This window comes from Chloracidobacterium sp., assembly GCA_016711345.1.
In the GTDB taxonomy this organism is placed as follows: Bacteria; Acidobacteriota; Blastocatellia; order Pyrinomonadales; family Pyrinomonadaceae; genus OLB17.
In genome coordinates this window covers 1,532,769-1,551,229 of record JADJTD010000001.1, presented here as the reverse complement: position 1 = coordinate 1,551,229, position 18,461 = coordinate 1,532,769, and the positions used below count along the sequence as shown (strand labels likewise).

Genomic DNA, 18,461 nt, shown 5'->3' with positions numbered 1-18,461 from the left:
AAAACGCGGCTGAATATGGTATAAAGCAAGTTCGCGTCGAGTGGCCAGTTAGGACTTAGATTTTGGCAGTATGGAAAACGACCAGCGGTTGACACCGCTACCGATAACAAAAGATCTTCAGCCGGTAAACATTGAGTATCCCGGTAATTATTCGTCTTCTTACGACAATGCTCTCGACAGCAGGCGCTCGATCAGACAGTATTTCAATATCGTTTACAAACGGCTGCCGATCATTTTGGCGATCACGATATTGACGACCGCGGCGGCAGCGTTTTATTCGTTTCGCCAGCCGTCTATCTATGAGGCTCAAGCCTCGATGATCATTGAGCCGCGCAAGGTGCCGCAGACTCAAAAAGACGCGATCAACATCAATTTCGGCGATAATCAGCAATATTACAATACTCAGCTTGAGCTACTTAAGAATCCCGATCTGATGAGGCGAGTCGTCATTTCGCTCGGCCTGCATCGCGATCCCAATCTTTTTGGCGAACAGAATCGCGGTATTTTGGCTAGTGTTCGCTCATTGTTCTCAGGCGGCCAAAAAACCGAAAGCACTGATAATTCATTACCAATAGTTAGCGATACTTCGCCGGATACTGCCAAAAACGGTCAGATCCAGCTTACACCGGAAGAAAATACGCGTGCCGAATTTTACGCGGCTGTCCTTGTAAGCGGTTTAAGGGTTGTGCCTTTAGACAGGACAAATATTGTAAACATCAGCCTCCAAAGCACTAATCCGTCTGTTGCTGCTAAAGCAGCCGACCGCGTTGCAGAACTCTTTATCAAAGAAGACGCCGACCGCGAAACATCAGGTGCGCAAAAGGCATACGAAGATCTCGGAGCGTCGATCGAAGAACTGAAAGGCACGATCGCCCAACAAGAAAACGACATGATCGCCGAGATGAAATCCGGTAATCTGCCCCTCGTCGAAGGCGGCAACGCCCTCAGGGCAGACAATCTTAAGATTCTGCAGGCTCAGCGGAATGATGCTCAACTCGAAGTCGATAGGCTTCAGGCTATGTATAACGCTGCTGTCCAAGCCGGTGAAAATGGCGATATTCTCTCGATCGTAGGCGACAACCAGGCTATAATCGCTGCCCGCAAGCTAAATGATTCGCGAAAGATCGATCTTGAAAAACGCATCGAGGACCTCGACAGGCGCATCGACGAAAGGCAGCAAAAACGCGAAGAGCTGTTGGTAAAATACACCACGGAACATAAAAGCGTAAAGCAGATCGATGCCGAGATCGTGACGCTCAACAGCCAGAGAGAACGTGTTGGCCGCGAGGGATTACAAAAAATCACGATCGAAGGTTCGAATTTTGAAAAGAATGCCGTGCGAGAGGTTCTTGCAAGTCTGCGGTCGCAGTTGGCAGCATCGCAGCAGCGGCTATCCGGAGCCATAGCGAAATTTGATCAACAAGCCGCAAAAGCTAATATCGAGGGCCAGGTTGAAACCAAACTCACAACTCTTCGCGATGGCCTGAAAAATAACCGCGACCTTTTGAACACTTACACGCAGCGTCAAAAGGAACAGGAATTAGCGTTGTCGAGCGGTCGGCCGGACAATATTACCGTCCAAAATAAAGCGATGACACCTGGCTCGCCGATCGGGCCGCAGCGTGGACGAAATATTCTTGTAGCACTTCTTTTGTCATTTGCGGCAGGCATCGGCCTCGCGTTTTTGCTTGATTATCTTGACGACTCTGTGCGAACGTCTGACGACATCAGCCGTCATCTCGGACTGCCGACACTCGCTCTTATTCCGCATTACCTCAATACTGAAAAACGAAAGCTGCTCACGGCCGTAAATGGAAATGGAGCCGCGGCACCATCTGCTCTCATAACGATGGACGACCGCCATTCGCCGATGGCCGAGGCATATCGCCATTTGCGAACTTCGCTTCTGTTCTCGTCCGCCGGCAAACCGCCGCAAACGATCCTTGTCACATCGTCGCAACCGTCCGAAGGCAAAACAACAACTGCGATCAATACCGCGATCACACTTGCGCAGTCCGATGCAGATGTTGTGATCATCGACTGCGATCTTCGCCGTCCGCGTCTGCACAGTCATTTTGGATTTGAGAATACAAAGGGCCTGACGAATTATCTTTCGGGCGATAAAGACACCGAAAATCTCATCCGCACTTATGCAGATCTGCCGCGTCTGAAGATCATCACGAGCGGCCCGATTCCGCCAAACCCGGCTGAGCTGCTCAGTTCGAATGAGATGCGCAATTTGCTGGAATTCTTGAGCGGCAAATTCAAGCACGTCATCATCGATTCGCCGCCTGCGATCTCGTTCACTGACGCGTCGATACTCTCGACGCTTGTCGATGGCGTTATCCTCGTGGCGATGGCGAATAAGAGTTCGATCCATCTGATGCGCCAGTTCAAACAACGCGTCAGCGCTATCGGAGCCCGCATCTACGGCGTTGTCCTAAACGGCATCAAGGCAGGCTCGATGGAATACGATTACTACGGATCGGGTTATTACAAATACTACTCACAAAGCGACGATGACGAATCAACGCCGTATTTAGAAGACCAGGAAAGAGCGAACGCCGAAGCGGCAGGAAAGTAAGAAACTGAATACTCATAACTAAAAACTATTAGTTATCAGTTATCAGTTATTAGTTTCCAGTCAGTCTTGCTCCATACATCTCGCGGTAATATTCACGATACTCACCGCTGCGAACGTGATCGACCCAATCCTGATTTGATCTGTACCAATCGATAGTTTGAGCCAAGCCGGTTTCCCAGGTGGTCGCGGGTTTCCAGCCAAGTTCGTTCTCAGTTTTGGTTGCATCGATCGCGTAACGGCGGTCGTGTCCAAGACGGTCGGTGACAAATTTGATCAGGCTGTGCGGCTTACCCAAAGCATCAAGGATCGCTGTAACGACATCAATATTCTCACGTTCATTACGAGCACCAATGTTGTAAGCCTCGCCCGAAACGCCTTTCTCATATGCGAGCCAGATCGCGGCGCAATGGTCCTCGACAAATATCCAATCACGCACATTTCGCCCGTCACCGTAAACGGGAAGCGGTTCGTCTGCCATCGCGTTGGCGATCATCAGCGGGATCAGTTTTTCCGGAAATTGACGCGGCCCGTAATTGTTTCCGCAGCGCGTGATGACGGCATCGACGCCAAAAGTTTCGCGAGCCGCTCTGACCATCAACTCCGCCGAAGCCTTCGACGCGGCATAAGGTGAATTTGGTGCAAGCGCGGTGTCCTCCGTAAAAAGCTCATCCGAACCGTCCGTCAAACTTCCCATCACTTCATCGGTCGAAACCTGCACAAAACGCCGAACACTTTTTTCACGCGCAGCGTCGAGCAAAACCTGTGTGCCAATGATGTTCGTGCGCAAGAATTCGCCTGCCGAAGTGATACTCCGATCAACGTGCGACTCTGCAGCAAAATTAAATATCGCGTCACACCCATCAGGCAGCGCCGATAGAACAACCTCCGCGTCGCAAATATCGCCCTTAACAAACTCGTGACGACTCTCATCCAAACCGTTCAGGTTCTCAAGATTTCCCGCATAGGTCAGCGCGTCAAAATTCACGATGCGCACATCGTCAGTTCGCTCCAAAACCTGACGCACAAACGCCGACCCAATAAAACCCGCACCACCCGTTACAAATATCGTCTTCATAAAATTATTAACCACAAAGACACAAAGTTCACGAAGGAAAAAATAACTTCAACAATTATATCTGCCTTAAATTCTTTGTGTTCTTCGTGTCTTTGTGGTGAATCTTACCGCTTATCTCTCCAACCGCCGCATCTGTTCGAGCAACTCGTCGGCATAACGTTTTGGCGTGTCGATGTTTTTGAGCATGGTCTTGCCGCCGTCGTCGCTGGCGTTGTCGATGACGAGATCGCCTATTCCCAACAGCCTCTGCCAAGGCGTCGCCGAAACGGTCACATCCTGTACCCTTCGAAGCGGCACATTACGCGTATTACGAGAAATAAAGCCCGAATCGATCTCTAATTTCGTTTCCGTCAGCGTATAACGCAAAAATTTTTGTTTGAGATGATAAAAGCCCGGCACCAAAAATAGCAGCAGCCCCAAGATAACCGCAACCCATATTGGCACATAGCTCGAAAGAAGCGCACTGACAATACCAACCAACAAAATTGCAGCAACAGCGGCACCAATATAGCCCGCCTTCACAAACTTCATCGTCGGAGCGATCGCAAAGACCTCTCTTTCAATCGCACTCGAATTTTGGACATTGGACATCGGACTTTGGACCCGGCTTTGAGGTACATCAGCCATTGCACTTCGCGCAGCCACACGCGTCTCCATCTCCGCCATCGCCACGCCGCATTTCCTGCAAAACACCGCCGTCTCCGAATTGTCCGCTCCGCATTTTTCGCAATACATCAAGCAAAATGATAACTCACTAATGCCACGCGGTCGATAGGTGAGGCAAAGCCTCACCGCTCTGCAAATAAAATCTAGATTCCTAATTGCCATGCGGAAAGGCTGTGCCTTTCCGATAGCCTTTAAAAAACCTAGGCTATGCCTCCGCCAATCGCCATTGACAGAGGCAAACCTGTGGCGTGTTGAGACAAAAAATGGTAAACGATGGTCGCTAAATCGGCTGGTTTGCGGGAGAGGCGGCGAATATGGCGGAGCTAGCCGGTGGTCGACTAGTGGAAATCCCCAAAAACGATGTTTTTAAAGCTGAAATTGTCGTAAATATGAAATTTTTCCGATGGCTTTTTGGGTGTCTCCGATGGCTTTTTGGGGTGCGCCGATGGCTTTTTGAGCCTTAACCAACGCTGCAAGTGGCGTAAACGACTGAATTTTAAGTAGTTATATATGTTTTCCAGTAAAAACAGGCCAAAAATTCCGCCGCAACCTCCTGATCCGCCTGTCCCGACGCTCCCTGCGTCAAAAGCCAATAAAATGCTGACTAAAACGAAAAAAAGCGGCCAACGCCTGTTGGCCGCAAGTCTTTTCGACTAGTTGGAGAAGCTTTAGTTATTGATTAACGAGTCGCATCCGGCCGTCGGCTAGGCGGATGGCTAGTGCGTTTGGCTCGTAGATGCTGAGCGGGCGAGCGTCTTTTTGTTCGAGTTTTGCGGCGGTTGGGGCGTTTACTCTTCGCACTGTTCGGGCATAGCTGCCGTCAGATATCGAGCCGTAGCGAGCCGAGATCCGGCGTACGTATTCGCGGGTTTCGTTGTATGGCGGTATCTGGCGGCCGTATTTCATCACGGCACCTTCACCGGCGTTATATCCTGCTAATGCAAGGTTTACGTCCTGGCCGAACATATCCAGCAGCATTCGCATGTATTTGACGCCGCCTTCGATATTCTGTCGCGGGTCGTAGATATTGGTCACGCCCAAACGTCTCGCGGTCGCCGGCATGAGCTGCATCAGGCCGCTCGCACCCTTATAAGATAAGGCTTTGAGCTTAAATGACGATTCCTGGTGCATCTGAGCGTAGATCAGCAGAGGATCAATGCCGTAACGGCGGCTCGAATCGACAATAAACGAATCGATCATTGCATCACCGGTCGTAAACCCTTTCATTTGAGTGTTTGAGCCGAGCGAGAGCTTGTTGTAGCTGCTGTACTGCGGCTGCATCATTTCTCGGTCCGCAAGGCCCTCAGTGACGCTCATACGCGTCGGAACGACAGGGCGGACTTGTGCCGTCTTTTGCACGAGACTCTTGCTGTTAGCGGCTTTTGAGCCTAATTTTGCCTTTGTTTTGGCGAAAACAGGAATGGATTCCGTCCGGCGAACCTGAACGCCGTTTGCGATCGCAAAATTGTCCAAAACACGTGGACCAGTCTGTGAAAAGGCGGGAACTACTGCAATTAAAGAGATAAATAGGGCTTTGGTGAGTGATGATTTCATTGTGTGGTGTAGTCGGAAGGGGTTTTGACAAATCGAAAACCGTGCACGGCTTTCGCTTGGTCTATTAGTATAGAAATGCGCAACGGGAATAGGTTTCCACAAAATATAAATATTTTAAACAACATTTATTTTACATATATTTACTCGTGTTTATCGTGTTCTCAGTAAATTTCGGTGATAGAATCTATTTTTATTCCGGTTAACGACCATGCTGTACGTGTCACAAATCTTGAATCGCCCTGTTTTTGACGCCCGCAACGAAAAGATCGCGGTCATCAAAGACGTTCTCGTCAGATACGGTGAAGAAGAGCATCCGCCCGTGATCGGCCTTGTAGCTCGCTATCGGCGGCGTAATTTCTTTATGCCGAGCCGCGATTTTACCAACCTCGGCCTACACGGAGCCAAAATGACCTCCGCGATCCTTGACCTGACGCCGTTCATCCGCCGCGAAGGTGAGGTTTTGTTGGGCAAAGATGTGCTCGACAATCAGCTCATCGACGTCGACGGTAAACGCGTCGTCCGCGTTAATGATGTCCAACTCATCGAAGCCGGCGGCATTTGGCGCGTTTCAGGAGCCGATGTGAGCCTGCAAGGCTTCGTCCGCCGCCTTATGCCAAAAGGCTTCTACGGCAGCGACCGTCCGGTCGAAGTTATAGACTGGGCAGACGTAGGCTATCTTGCCACAGACACAGCAACAGTAACAGTGCAGCTAAAGTCCTCAAAAGACAAGCTTTCCCGTCTTCATCCAGTCGAGATCGCCCAACTCGCCGAGTCACTCTCACCTATCCATCGTACCGAGGTAGTAGAAAGCCTCGATGACGAAATTGCGGCCGACACATTAGAAGAAATGTCTACCGAAACTCAGGCCCAAATTTTGGAGGATTTAAATGAGGAACGTGCTGCCGACATTCTAGAGGAAATGTCACCCGACGATGCAGCGGACGTTCTCGATCAGCTTCCTGATCAAAAGTCCGAGCAGCTTTTTGCCTTGATGGAAGATGAGGAAAAGGCCCATGTGGCCGAGTTGATGGCGTTTGACAATGACACGGCGGGCGGCTTGATGACGACCGAGTTCGTCGTATTTCCTAGAGACTTGACTGTTGGCGAGACGATACGTTCGCTTCGCGAAATGGCCGAGACGCCGAACATGATCTATTACCTTTACGTTGTTGAGGAAAAAGATTCTTGGAAGATTTGCGGTCTTATCTCATTGCGTTCATTGATCTTATCCGACCCGACAAAAAAACTCGAAGAAGTAATGCGATCCGAATTCCGTTTTGTCCATCCATCGGAATCGGCAGACGCGGTCGCCCAGACCATCTCCGAATATAACCTTCTCGCCTTACCTGTCATTGATGATGACGGAGACATTGCGGGTATCGTTACCGTCGATGACGCGATGGAAATACTCCTTCCAAAAAATTTGCAGCGTCGTCTTCCGCGTCTTTTCGGATAACGTTAAACCCCAAATTGTTTTAGATGATGGTCTATGTGCTTGTAAGCGATCACAGCCCATTCTTTTGCGTTCATCTTTCCAAAAAATGGATGGTATTTGCAATCGTGATCGACCGGCAAATCGCCTAATCTGTTGATAAGGTCGATGACCAGGCCTTTATCCACATCGAATTCCAGTGGTTTTCGTCCGCTCTCCTGCTGATTCATTTCGGGCGAGGTTTTTACCTCTTTTGGCATCGGCAGAACATACAATATTAGCGGTTTAATGAAGGTTCTTGAAAAAAAGGTACTCTTATCCGAAAGGCTCGCTGAGAAAGGCAGATCGCCTGCCTGAACCAGATGGGACACCATTTGGTTGACGTTCATCTTGCCCCAAGCCGCCTTTTCCTCGCCCGTAAGCTTGTTTAGCCGTTCTATCAGCTTTGTTCTTTCAGTTTGATTTCTAATTGTTGGCATAAAATTATTCGCTGTAGTTTATTCGACAAATTCAATCTAGCGGATGCGGACGAACATTTTCACCGTTAACGAAATGATTCTAGTCCTTGGCGGCTATTTTTGCATCAAAATGGTTACTGATTCTCGGTTCTAACATATCTATTATTGTGACGTTGCTTGTACAGTCTTGAAAACTTGTTTGATATTTCTGCGTATTGATAGACTGAAAGGCAAATACTTCCTTGGAGGGAACTTATGAAAAAAGCAGCATTCTTATTTAGTATATTTTTTGCATTTGCCGTGGCTGCAAGTGCACAAGGTTTAGCCATCGGCGCTGCGATGGAAAACTTTTCTTTGGCAGACACGAGCGGCAAAATGCAGACCCTGAACGAAATGAAGGGCACAAAGGGCGCCGTTATCATCTTTGTTTCTGCAAAATGCCCGGTTGTCTATATGTATAACGAGCGGATGAATCAGATCGCTTCCGATTATAAAGCGAAGGGCATCAATGTCATTGGCATAAATTCGAACGTCACGGAAAACGGCGAACAGATCAAGGCACACGCGTCTTTGACCTTTAATTTCCCGGTATTGATCGATAAGAACAGCCTCCTTGCTGACAAACTTGGAGCTACGCGAACGCCGGAAGTTTACTTTGTCGATGCCAAAAATACACTTCTTTATCACGGAGCGATCGACAACGACCGAACCGGCAACAAAATAACCGACAAGTACCTGAGAACGGCCTTTGACTCGTCTCTGGCCGGAAAGAAGATCGAAAAGACATCAACCGCTGCCTTTGGATGCACGATCAAGCGGGCGGGCGATGAATAATTTAATGATCTTTAGGGGGCGTCTGAGTTCAGCGTTTGTTGCGGCGCTAGTCATTTCTCTATGTGGGATTTGCGCTGCACAAACTGCGCCCAAAGGCAGTAATACGAAAAGCACAAAAGCAGCGGTCTCATCATTTCCGAAGGTAAAGCAGATAGATGTCGAGGGCCTTAAACGACTACTCAAGCCGAACGGCAAGCCGCTGTTGATCAATTTTTGGGCGACCTGGTGTGACCCTTGCCGCGAAGAATTTCCCGATCTGGTCAAGATCGATAGTGAGTTTAGCGGGAAGATAGATCTTCTTACCGTATCTCTTGACGATCTTGCTGAGATAAACGGTGATGTTCCCCGTTTTCTAAAAGAAATGAACTCGAAGATACCGGCGTATCTCCTTTACACGCCGGACGAAAGCGCGGCCATTACTATGGTCTCTAAAGATTGGTCAGGAAATCTGCCTCTGACTATCCTTTTCGCTGCCGACGGAAGCATCGCTTATCAGCGCATGGGACGACTCAAGCATGCTGCCGCAACTGCTGAGATCGAAAAATTATTGGCAGTGCGCAAGCAAGATGCAAGTGTTTACGTCGTGATGGATTTTGTGAAGATCAAAGACGGCCGTCGCGACGAAACCATCTTTTACTACGAGAACAACTGGAAACTCTATCGCGACGAAGCCCTGAAACGCGGTGTTATTCACTCGTACGAGCTCATAGATGCAAAATCAGAAACTAAAACCGAATTTGATCTGATATTGATAACGCGTTACAGCGGCGAGGAACAGTTTAAGAATAGTGAAAAGAATTTTGAGCTGATACTAAAGATTCTCAGGCCGAACGGCCCAATACTCAAGAGTGATTTAAAGCCTGACGAATTTCGGCAAAATGTCTTTTTGTATAACGGAAAAACTGCATTTGCGTCGGTAAGATATGAGTAACAATTTTACGTCCTCATTTGTCCATTATGCAGGAATCTGATAGTCTTATGAGTGCAACATTATTGCGCATACAATATCACATTAAGGAGAAATCTGATGTTTAGAAAGATCGAAGATTTTCAAAAAGCGTGGGCATATGAGGTTGAGATGACCACTAAGGCCCTAACTAACCTGACTGATGCTTCGCTGTCACAGAAAGTTACGGAAGACGGGCGGACACTCGGTTTTATAGGCTGGCATTTGGCGATAACCACCGGAGAAATGCTTGGCCTTGTCGGCCTCACCGTTGACGCTCCGGCGGTTGACAGCGATTGCCCAGGCAGCGCAGCAGAGATCGTCGCAGCCTATGAACGCGGAGGAAAATCCGCTGGCGAAGAGGTCGGCAAGCACTGGACGGACGAAACTTTGCTGATCGAAGACGAGATGTACGGCGAAACCTGGTCGCGCGGTATGACCTTGTTTTACCTGATCGCTCATCAGGCCCATCATCGCGGCCAGATGACCGTGCTGATGCGTCAGGCGGGCATTCCGGTTCCTGGGGTTTACGGCCCTTCGAAAGAAGAATGGGCCGCGTTGGGAGCCCCGGCAATGCCGTAAATAATTAAATTCATGAACTATTTACAGAGAGTTTATGCGTGCCGGTTTGATAAAAATACTCGGAACGCATAAACTCATTTGTTTATTTTAAGAGTCATTTTTTTTGTCAGATGATCGCCACCCAAACCACCGCCATTACCTCCGAAGTCGTCGAACAGCACAACCTTACTCCCGGCGAGTACGACCGTATAGTTGAAGTCCTCGGGCGTGAGCCAAATATCACTGAACTCGGCGTATTCAGCGTAATGTGGTCGGAGCATTGTTCTTATAAATCTTCACGAGTTCATTTGAAACGATTGCCAATAACTGGACCGCGTGTCATCGTGCCGCCCGGCGAGAATGCAGGTGTCATAGACATTGGCGATGACTGGTGCGTTGCCTTTAAGGTTGAATCGCACAATCATCCTAGTTTTATCGAGCCTTTTCAGGGCGCCGCGACAGGTGTCGGCGGCATCTTGCGAGATGTTTTTACAATGGGAGCGCGTCCGGTCGCGGCGATGAATAGCTTGCGTTTTGGGCCGCTTGACGATCCAAAGCACGGCAATCGTAATAGATCTATTCTAAAAGGCTGCGTTGCGGGCATAGGCCACTACGGCAACTGCTTTGGCGTGCCGACCATCGGCGGCGAAGTTGTATTTGACGAATCTTACAGCCTCAATCCGCTGGTCAATGCCTTCGCTCTCGGCCTAGTCAGAAAAGATCAGATCTTTTTTGGCAAAGCAACCGGAGTTGGCAATCCGGTTCTTTATGCAGGCGCAAAAACAGGCCGCGATGGCATTCACGGAGCGACAATGGCTTCGGCTGAGTTTGACGATCAGGCGCTCGAAAAACGTCCGACTGTTCAGGTCGGCGATCCGTTCCTCGAAAAACTTCTGCTTGAAGCATGTCTCGAAGCAATGCGCAGCGGAGCTATCGAAGGCATTCAGGATATGGGCGCAGCAGGCCTGACATCATCGTCTGTCGAAATGGCAGCTCGTGCCGGAACCGGACTTGAGATCGATCTGACGCTTGTTCCGCAACGCGAAACGGGAATGACTGCCTATGAAATGCTGCTGTCGGAATCTCAGGAGCGCATGCTGATCGTTGCCCGTAAAGGCCGCGAAAAAGAGGTCGTCGAGATCTTTAACAAATGGGATCTCGATGCAGTGGTTATAGGCAAGGTAGTCGAGGGCGACCGCCTTAAGATCATCCATAACGGCATCGTCGAAGCTGATCTGCCTGTCCAAGCCTTAACTGATGAGGCGCCGAAGTATGAGCGCCCAATGGCAGAAACGAGTTCAAAGTTCAAAGTTCCAATTTCAAAGTTTGAAGAAAAACGCAGTTCTAACTTTGAACTTGGAACTTTGAACCTTGAACAAGTGCTGAAAGCACTTTTGGCTTCTCCAAATATATGCTCTAAGCGTTGGGTTTACGAGCAATACGACACGATGGTTCGGACAAATACGGTGTTGATGCCGGGTTCAGATGCTGCTGTTATTCGTATCAAGGAAACTCGACGGGCAATAGCGATGTGTCTGGACGGCAATGGTAAATTTGTTGCCATCGATGCCCATAACGGAGCAAAACTCGCCGTTGCCGAAGCCGCCCGAAATGTCGTTTGCGTTGGAGCAAAGCCCATTGCCGTCACAAACTGTCTTAACTTCGCTTCGCCCGAACGCCCGGAAGTAATGCGAAGCTTTTCCGACGTGATCGACGGTATGGCTGAGGCCTGTAAAGTGTTTGAAACGCCGGTCGTGTCGGGCAACGTATCGTTTTACAACGAAACCGACGGCAGCGGAATTTTGCCGACACCGACGATCGGCATGGTTGGCTTGATCGAAGATTCGCGAAAGATAATCATGCCTGGCTTTAAGCGTGAGGGCGACATCATCGCCGTTCTTGGTGAAACGCGAGACGATCTTGCCGCAAGCGAATACGCTCAAACAGTTCTTGGTCTTTCCACTAAACAGATCATCGAAAACGGGATAGCTCCGATCATTGACCTCGCACAGGAAAAACTCATTCAGGAAACGCTGCTAAAGCTAAACGACCAATGTTCGATCTCTTCAGCACACGATTGTTCCGACGGCGGCCTTGCCGTTGCGATAGTTGAATGTTGTTTCTCGTCGCTCGGCCGCAAAGCGATTGGTGCAGAGATAAATATTGAAAGTAAAGACTCGTCTAATGATTCGTTACTCTTTGGCGAAACACCGTCGCGTATAATCATAAGCTTTGCTCCGGAAAAACTTGAAAATATAAAAAACGCTATCGGGGAATGTCCATTTGAGGTTATAGGGCGAGTTGGCGGTGACAAATTAAGCGTTTCGGTAAACAGTGAGACGTTAGTTGCATCAATGCTCGGCGATCTGGAAACCGTTTGGAGCAATTCGTTACAAAGCCGTTTAGAGAACTAGATCTTACAAAAATATCTGCCTCAAACTTTACCATCCGCTCCTAAATTCGGCCTTGTTTAATATCATCTGAACCGCAGCAAATAGTTTTAATGGCCGCTGGCATCTATCTTCACATCCCATTTTGTAAGTCGCGATGCTCATACTGCGATTTTGCGACCGACGTTTATCGCAGCAATGATGCTGTCGAGCGGTACGTTACTGCATTGTGCGCAGAGATCAAAAGCTTTGCCTCCAACATCGACACTATCTATTTCGGCGGCGGCACGCCTTCGCTGCTTTCCGCGAAACAGGTTGAAAAGATAATTGAGACCATAGATTCCAAATTTGATCTTTCAAATGTCAAAGAGATCACGATGGAGATGAATCCCGCGACCGTAACGCCGGAAACTCTGCGTGATTATCGAGCACTCGGCGTCAATCGTGCCAGCTTCGGCGTGCAGACGTTTGATGATCGTGCTTTAAAACTGCTTGCTCGCGGACATGATGCAAATGATGCGCGGGCAACATTCAAAATGCTGCGTGATGCCGGTTTTGAAAACATCAGCTTTGATCTGATCGCAGGTTTGCCGGGACAGCCGCTTGAAGATTGGGAAAATAACCTCAATGAAGCGTTATCGATGTCTCCTGAGCATCTTTCGTTATACATACTCGAAATTCACCAGAGTACACCGCTCGCAGAACAGCTTCGCAGCGGACGCCAGCCGCAGCCCGACGATCAACTCGCCGCCGAGATGTACGAATTGATGCTCGATAAACTCGCCGGTGCCGGCTATGAGCAATACGAGATCTCAAACTTCTCACGGACGGGTTTCGAGTCCAAACACAACACAAAATACTGGACGCTCGATCCTGTCTTTGGCTTTGGCGTGTCGGCACATTCTTTAGATGGGAAGCAACGATATGCGAACGAACGCGACACAGCAAAATATGTCGAAATGATAGAGAATAACTGCTCTGCTGAGGTAATGCGGGAAACGATCGATCTCGCTTCCGAATTTGTTTTTCTTGGATTGCGTATGGAATCGGGCATCGAGTTGCCGAGTTTTGCCGCACGTTTCGGTTTTGATTTGATAAACAAATTCGAAGCGGAGATCGAGAGATTGATTGACGCCGAGCTTGTCGAAACGACAGAGAGTAGTTTGCGACTTACACGAAAAGGAAAACTGTTTTCAAATGAGGTTTTCTCGGTTTTTGTTTAGCATCAAAAAGGCGCAATCACGCAGCCGCAGGTGGTTCTGACAGTTTCAGGTGCGTTCGGGCTTCCCATATCTCTGGGAAGAATTTTTTCATCAGCGTGGTCATAAGATAGCCGACGCCTTCTGATCCGCCGGTGCCGGGCTTCATTCCTAACATTCGCTCGACCATAAGGACGTGATGATAACGCCAGAGTGATATCTGAGCGTCGTGCTCGGTGAGTAGATCTTGCATTACAAAAAGATCGCCGTGTTTCTCGGGATGTGCAAGTATCTCGACGATCGCCTCGACCTTTTCGTCATGATCTCCGACCGCAAAACCATTGCGTTCTAACAATGCCCAAAACGCATCGCCGAGACTCGGCGCTGCATAGCGTTCACTCAAACGCTTGTATGCAAATTCGTCTTTGCTAAAACTCTCCAGTATCTTTTCGTTCTTTTGTCCTGAAACAAATTCGATCTCGCGAAACTGCATCGACTGAAATCCGCTTGCCGGATTAAGCTTGTCGCGAAATTCGAGAAAGCCGATCTGCGCCATTGTTTCAAGGACGTGTATTTGGGAGACGAGCACCTTTTCGATCGTTACAATGGCGCGCAGGCTGTGATTAACGCGAAAAGTGCGGCCTTCGTCCAGCCATTTTAACGCGGCGTCGAGTTCGTGAAGGATCTGCTTGAACCAAAGCTCGTACGTTTGGTGAATGACTATAAAGAGCAGTTCATCATGGCTTTGCGGTTCTGAAAGCGGCTGCTGGAGATCTATAAGCTCCGCGACCTTGAGATATTTATTGTATGAAAGTGGTGCGTCTTTGCCGTATTCGTATGTCATCGTTTAGCAGAAAATAGACCTAAAAACTATGCTCAATGTTCTGTTATATGGCCGTTTATGTCAATTTTCACCACATAAAGGATCGAAAATTGAGAAATATCTTGACAGAACGTTAAATTTTGGTTAAATTTGCGTTCGACTACACAAACACAAGCGAATTAAATTCCGGCGATCTTGCAGTTTAAGGTTGTAACTTTATTTGCAGATAGTGGGTCCGACACAATTTTTTCCGCAGCCCAGATGCGCCTAGTGCATTGCCGGTTGTGGTTTTATGTTTTGCTGCAAATTCTCTCAACAGATACGCAGCAAGATCTTTGAAGTAAGCAGGAGGAACTAGAGTTATGGCAAAGGCTATAGGAAAGGTCAAATGGTTTAACAACGCAAAAGGTTACGGGTTTATCGAGCAGCCCGGCGAACAGGATATTTTCGTCCATTACAGCGCTATCAGCGGCGACGGCTTTAAGACGCTTATTCAGGGTCAAGACGTCGAATTTGAGGTGAGCGATGGGCCAAAAGGGCCTCAGGCCGAAAACGTAATGATGGTTGCGTGAGCAAGGGGTTAAATTATCTGACCGGTTATCTCCGGCAGAGACATTAAAAGAGAGGCTGTTGGATGCTTGATCCAACAGCCTCTTTTATGACGCATCGTGATCAAATGCGTCGCATGCGGTCATAATGCCGCGGTGTTGCACATACATACAAAGAAAGGCTGAATTGGTAAACCAACGTATAATGCTCACAGGGCATCAGTAAAAGAGATGAAAAAGTTTGTATTTGCATTTATTATTTTGTGTTTCGTGCAGGTAGCATTCGCTCAGGAAAAGCCTCTTACACAGGCTGAGTACGTCAAGATGCTCTATTCGCTTCAAAAAGATCCGGGCGGGAAGTCGGGCATTATCGAGGCGTTGAGAAAGCGTGGAATCAATTTTGTAGTCACTGACGGCCTGCGCGGCCTGACACGTTCAAAAGGAGCGAATGACGAAGAGCTGAAACGTGCGCTTGAGGAAGCAGACCGCCGCCGTCAAGATCCGGTTGGCACAAAACTGCCTTCGGCAGCCGAGGTCAGCGGGATTCTTGATAAAACTCGTGCAAATACTCAAAATGCGGTAGAAGAAATGCCTGATTTCGTCGTCAAACAGGTTATAACGAGGTCAGAGGCATTTGCCGGAACGGGAAATTGGCGGGCGTACGACAATTTGGTGATCGGCGTGAGTTACAGCTCGGAAAAAGGCGAGCAGTATCGAGTTCTTGCAAAGAACGGCGTTACAGTCACTGATTCCGTGACCGCAAACAGCTACAGTGGCCTCGATGGAGCAACGTCAGGAGGCGAATTTGTTGAGGACCTGCAAAAGATCTTTAAGTCAGAAAGCAAGACGAAATTTAACCTTTTAACGACCGACGTCATTCGCGGAAGGCGAACGGTTGTGTATGAGTACGAGATCGCGATCGAGAATAACAAAGGCGGCGGCGTTGGGCTGAAACCCTCAGCCGGCTATTCGCCGGCCGGTGAGAAAGGCAAGATGTGGATAGACCGCGACTCGTTTCGCGTTCTGCGGATCGAATATGTGCTTACCGACATTGAACCTTCGTTTGCGGTAAAGGCAGTTTCAAAAACAATAGATTACGACATGATCGAGATCGCCGGTGAAAAATACCTTATGCCGACGATCTCAGATTTCCGCGGCACTGTCGAAAGCTCGGGAAAAAGATTTGAAAGCCGAAACTTGATCAGGTTTAAGAACTATCAGAAGTACGGAACAGATGTGAAGATTCTGGATGACGACATTAAGCCAGAAACAGAGCTAAAGAATCCTTGAAAAGAGCGGGCAGAAGCTTGATGCGAAAAATTGGTTCACTATTTACCGTCGCGGCGTTATGTCTTATTCTTTTTTCTTATGCGTTTGCGCAAAATGCGGCGCCGAAGGAAGAAAATAAACACGAGGCCGATTTGATAGAACTCATTAAGCTCGATAAAACCATAAAGCTCGATATTCGGTATGCGACTGCCAATAATTTTGTTGGTCGCACGGTCTATCCCGAAGCACGTGCATTCTTACAGCGTCCTGCGGCAGAAGGAGTTGTTCGCGTCCATAAACAACTAAAGAAACAAGGGCTCGGGCTCGTTATCTATGACGGTTACAGGCCTTGGGCGATCACAAAATTGTTTTGGGATGTTGTGACTCTCGACCAGCGTAAATATGTCGCAGACCCCGCAACCGGCTCTAAACATAATCGCGGTTGTGCCGTAGATCTTGGCATTTACGATCTGAAAACTGGTAATGCGATCCCGATGCCGTCGGGCTTTGACGAATTTACCGAGCGGGCTTCGCCCGATTACAAAGGCGGTACAGTAGAGGAACGCGCCAACCGCGACATACTGCGTCGATTGATGGAAGCGGAAAATTTTACAGTCAACCCAAGCGAATGGTGGCATTTTGATTATAACGATTGGGGCTTGTACGCGATTTACGACATTCCATTTACTTCCATCCGGAATCTCAACGATTTGGAAGGATTGGTCGTTAGGAGAGTTGAGTTTGCAGGAAATATATATTTAAGAGACAGATATTTGCGCAAGCGTGTGTTTCTCAAAGCGGGTGATATCTTCGACCCTGAGAATATAAGAAAATCTATTGAGAGTATGAACAAGCTCGGGGAACTTGAAATGATGACGGATCAGGACATCTCTTGGTACATTGATCGAGCTAATGGAGACGTTGATTTCATCTTTTACTTTCGAGAAAAGAGCATAAAAAAGCAAAGATCGAACTTATGAAATTCGACCTTTGCAGTATGTGTTTTATGCGTATCTAGTTGGTCTTCGGTTCGTCTTTCTTTTTACCAGCCTCGATCTGGAGAACGACTTTAATGTTGTCCGAAAGTGCCTGAACGCCGTTTGGCAAGTTGCTGCCGTAATTGACTCCGTAGTCACGGCGATTGATAGTGGTTTCAGCCACGATACCCATTTTGGGTCCAGATTTGTCGCTGCCGGCCAGCCATCCTGCGATCTCGAATGGGAATGTTATCGATTTCGTTACGCCTTTCATCGTAAAATCGCCGGTCAAAAGAAGGCCCTTGCCTTTCTTTTCGACCTTTGTGCTTTTGAACGTAATGTCGGCAAATTTTTCGACTTCGAAAAAGTCCTTTGAGCGCAGATGATTGTCGCGTGGTGCCACACCGGTATCAACGCTGGTTGCTTTTGCGTTGAACTCGACAGTCGATCTTGTAACGTCTTTTGCTTCATAGTTTACGGTTCCGGTGAAATCGCGGAAAAATCCCGGAATCTCAACCAGGCCCATGTGTTTTACCTTAAATCCGATGGCGCTGTGGGCCTTATCGAAAGAATAAGCGCCGGATTCGCCTGTCGCAGGGCCGCCGGCGAAGCGTTCAGTGAAAGTTTGATTCAACGCACTTGTTCCGTTTTGTGACAAAACAATAAACGCGATAAATGCGATTCCAAGTAGTAAAGAAGCTCGTTTCATAATGATTGATTCCTCCAGAATATTAACGCTATTTGATGCTCAGAGTAATTGAAAAGCTTGCAGTCCGCGGGGACTTGACCCGTTTTTTGCGGATAAAGAGATTGTAATCGCCGGTTTCCGGGATCACGAATGTGTAGGTCGGCGAACTGTCGAAATCACCTTCGGAAAAATTCTCTTCGCTGAATACCTTAAAATCAAAAAGACTTGTTTTCGTATTTTTTATCGTAACCGTTTGGCCTTTACTCGCACCAAACACATATTCCATTTGCTGATCATTAGACAAGGATCGAGTGAGAACAGCACTGGTCCTGCCTTTAGCAAATTCAATACGAAGCGGCTCGGCCTTGCCGCCGTTCTGGGCAAATGATAGGTCAGCCTCTAACGCAAAGAAAATGAGTAGAAAAAACAAAAAAAATCTCATAACAGTATCCGTCAC

At 48.3% G+C, this 18,461-nt stretch carries 17 protein-coding genes; 10 read left to right on the top strand and 7 right to left on the bottom strand.

Going from position 1 to position 18,461, the window contains the following annotated elements; translation table 11 throughout:
• Positions 1-70: 70 nt before the first annotated feature.
• A complete protein-coding gene (locus tag IPL32_06325; protein MBK8465430.1) occupies positions 71-2,584 on the top strand; it encodes a polysaccharide biosynthesis tyrosine autokinase in 2,514 nt (837 codons plus the stop codon).
• A gap of 49 nt (positions 2,585-2,633) precedes the next feature.
• Here the strand turns inward: IPL32_06325 and rfbB are convergent, their stop codons facing one another.
• From rfbB to IPL32_06310, 3 genes are all read right to left on the bottom strand, one after another.
• On the bottom strand, positions 2,634-3,659 hold the full coding sequence (gene rfbB / locus IPL32_06320; GenBank protein ID MBK8465429.1) for a dTDP-glucose 4,6-dehydratase: 1,026 nt from the start codon (positions 3,657-3,659) through the stop codon (positions 2,634-2,636).
• Positions 3,660-3,770: 111 nt separating this feature from the next.
• Positions 3,771-4,394, bottom strand: a complete 624-nt coding sequence (locus tag IPL32_06315; GenBank protein ID MBK8465428.1) for a PH domain-containing protein — start codon at positions 4,392-4,394, stop codon at positions 3,771-3,773.
• Positions 4,395-4,997: 603 nt separating this feature from the next.
• On the bottom strand, positions 4,998-5,879 hold the full coding sequence (locus tag IPL32_06310) for a lytic transglycosylase domain-containing protein (GenBank protein ID MBK8465427.1): 882 nt from the start codon (positions 5,877-5,879) through the stop codon (positions 4,998-5,000).
• Positions 5,880-6,108: 229 nt separating this feature from the next.
• Here IPL32_06310 and IPL32_06305 point away from each other — a divergent pair, with 229 nt between their 5' ends.
• Positions 6,109-7,335 carry a magnesium transporter gene (locus tag IPL32_06305; protein MBK8465426.1) on the top strand — a complete coding sequence of 409 codons (1,227 nt, stop codon included), beginning with the start codon at positions 6,109-6,111 and terminating at the stop codon, positions 7,333-7,335.
• Between the two features lie 2 nt (positions 7,336-7,337).
• Here the strand turns inward: IPL32_06305 and IPL32_06300 are convergent, their stop codons facing one another.
• Positions 7,338-7,790, bottom strand: a complete 453-nt coding sequence (locus IPL32_06300; GenBank protein ID MBK8465425.1) for a DUF1569 domain-containing protein — start codon at positions 7,788-7,790, stop codon at positions 7,338-7,340.
• A 234-nt stretch (positions 7,791-8,024) separates the two neighbouring features.
• Between IPL32_06300 and IPL32_06295 the strand changes: the two genes are divergently transcribed.
• From IPL32_06295 to hemW, 5 genes are all read left to right on the top strand, one after another.
• A complete protein-coding gene (locus IPL32_06295) occupies positions 8,025-8,603 on the top strand; it encodes a redoxin domain-containing protein (protein MBK8465424.1) in 579 nt (192 codons plus the stop codon).
• Positions 8,596-9,534, top strand: a complete 939-nt coding sequence (locus IPL32_06290; protein ID MBK8465423.1) for a TlpA family protein disulfide reductase — start codon at positions 8,596-8,598, stop codon at positions 9,532-9,534. Before IPL32_06295 ends, IPL32_06290 begins: the two co-directional genes overlap by 8 nt.
• A gap of 96 nt (positions 9,535-9,630) precedes the next feature.
• On the top strand, positions 9,631-10,131 hold the full coding sequence (locus tag IPL32_06285; protein MBK8465422.1) for a DinB family protein: 501 nt from the start codon (positions 9,631-9,633) through the stop codon (positions 10,129-10,131).
• Positions 10,132-10,241: 110 nt separating this feature from the next.
• A complete protein-coding gene (gene purL, locus IPL32_06280; GenBank protein ID MBK8465421.1) occupies positions 10,242-12,524 on the top strand; it encodes a phosphoribosylformylglycinamidine synthase subunit PurL in 2,283 nt (760 codons plus the stop codon).
• Between the two features lie 89 nt (positions 12,525-12,613).
• Positions 12,614-13,723 (top strand): radical SAM family heme chaperone HemW, encoded by a 1,110-nt coding sequence (gene hemW / locus IPL32_06275; GenBank protein MBK8465420.1) that lies wholly within the window; start codon positions 12,614-12,616, stop codon positions 13,721-13,723.
• A 16-nt stretch (positions 13,724-13,739) separates the two neighbouring features.
• Here the strand turns inward: hemW and IPL32_06270 are convergent, their stop codons facing one another.
• The gene (locus IPL32_06270; GenBank protein ID MBK8465419.1) at positions 13,740-14,543 is read right to left on the bottom strand and encodes a tryptophan 2,3-dioxygenase; all 804 of its coding nucleotides are present in this window, start codon (positions 14,541-14,543) and stop codon (positions 13,740-13,742) included.
• Between the two features lie 341 nt (positions 14,544-14,884).
• Between IPL32_06270 and IPL32_06265 the strand changes: the two genes are divergently transcribed.
• From IPL32_06265 to IPL32_06255, 3 genes are all read left to right on the top strand, one after another.
• Complete coding sequence (locus tag IPL32_06265; GenBank protein MBK8465418.1) at positions 14,885-15,094, top strand: cold shock domain-containing protein; 210 nt, start codon at positions 14,885-14,887, stop codon at positions 15,092-15,094.
• 207 nt (positions 15,095-15,301) lie between these two features.
• The gene (locus IPL32_06260; protein ID MBK8465417.1) at positions 15,302-16,360 is read left to right on the top strand and encodes a hypothetical protein; all 1,059 of its coding nucleotides are present in this window, start codon (positions 15,302-15,304) and stop codon (positions 16,358-16,360) included.
• Positions 16,361-16,380: 20 nt separating this feature from the next.
• Entirely contained in the window at positions 16,381-17,319 is a 939-nt protein-coding gene (locus IPL32_06255) for a hypothetical protein (GenBank protein MBK8465416.1), read from the top strand.
• Between the two features lie 34 nt (positions 17,320-17,353).
• Here the strand turns inward: IPL32_06255 and IPL32_06250 are convergent, their stop codons facing one another.
• Together IPL32_06250 and IPL32_06245 are read right to left on the bottom strand one after the other, a co-directional pair.
• On the bottom strand, positions 17,354-18,025 hold the full coding sequence (locus IPL32_06250) for a YceI family protein (protein MBK8465415.1): 672 nt from the start codon (positions 18,023-18,025) through the stop codon (positions 17,354-17,356).
• A gap of 28 nt (positions 18,026-18,053) precedes the next feature.
• Entirely contained in the window at positions 18,054-18,446 is a 393-nt protein-coding gene (locus IPL32_06245) for a hypothetical protein (protein ID MBK8465414.1), read from the bottom strand.
• Positions 18,447-18,461: the final 15 nt, after the last annotated feature.

Bases quoted from the DNA above. Each gene is read 5' to 3' on its own strand.
- IPL32_06295 (MBK8465424.1), top strand. From the start codon at position 8,025: ATGAAAAAAGCAGCATTCTTATTTAGTATATTTTTTGCATTTGCCGTG.
- IPL32_06285 (MBK8465422.1), top strand. From the start codon at position 9,631: ATGTTTAGAAAGATCGAAGATTTTCAAAAAGCGTGGGCATATGAGGTT.
- IPL32_06325 (MBK8465430.1), top strand. From the start codon at position 71: ATGGAAAACGACCAGCGGTTGACACCGCTACCGATAACAAAAGATCTT.
- IPL32_06315 (MBK8465428.1), bottom strand. From the start codon at position 4,394: ATGTATTGCGAAAAATGCGGAGCGGACAATTCGGAGACGGCGGTGTTT.
- IPL32_06245 (MBK8465414.1), bottom strand. From the start codon at position 18,446: ATGAGATTTTTTTTGTTTTTTCTACTCATTTTCTTTGCGTTAGAGGCT.
- IPL32_06255 (MBK8465416.1), top strand. From the start codon at position 16,381: ATGCGAAAAATTGGTTCACTATTTACCGTCGCGGCGTTATGTCTTATT.
- IPL32_06300 (MBK8465425.1), bottom strand. From the start codon at position 7,790: ATGCCAACAATTAGAAATCAAACTGAAAGAACAAAGCTGATAGAACGG.
- hemW (MBK8465420.1), top strand. From the start codon at position 12,614: ATGGCCGCTGGCATCTATCTTCACATCCCATTTTGTAAGTCGCGATGC.
- IPL32_06270 (MBK8465419.1), bottom strand. From the start codon at position 14,543: ATGACATACGAATACGGCAAAGACGCACCACTTTCATACAATAAATAT.
- IPL32_06310 (MBK8465427.1), bottom strand. From the start codon at position 5,879: ATGAAATCATCACTCACCAAAGCCCTATTTATCTCTTTAATTGCAGTA.
- IPL32_06290 (MBK8465423.1), top strand. From the start codon at position 8,596: ATGAATAATTTAATGATCTTTAGGGGGCGTCTGAGTTCAGCGTTTGTT.
- IPL32_06265 (MBK8465418.1), top strand. From the start codon at position 14,885: ATGGCAAAGGCTATAGGAAAGGTCAAATGGTTTAACAACGCAAAAGGT.
- purL (MBK8465421.1), top strand. From the start codon at position 10,242: ATGATCGCCACCCAAACCACCGCCATTACCTCCGAAGTCGTCGAACAG.
- IPL32_06260 (MBK8465417.1), top strand. From the start codon at position 15,302: ATGAAAAAGTTTGTATTTGCATTTATTATTTTGTGTTTCGTGCAGGTA.
- rfbB (MBK8465429.1), bottom strand. From the start codon at position 3,659: ATGAAGACGATATTTGTAACGGGTGGTGCGGGTTTTATTGGGTCGGCG.
- IPL32_06250 (MBK8465415.1), bottom strand. From the start codon at position 18,025: ATGAAACGAGCTTCTTTACTACTTGGAATCGCATTTATCGCGTTTATT.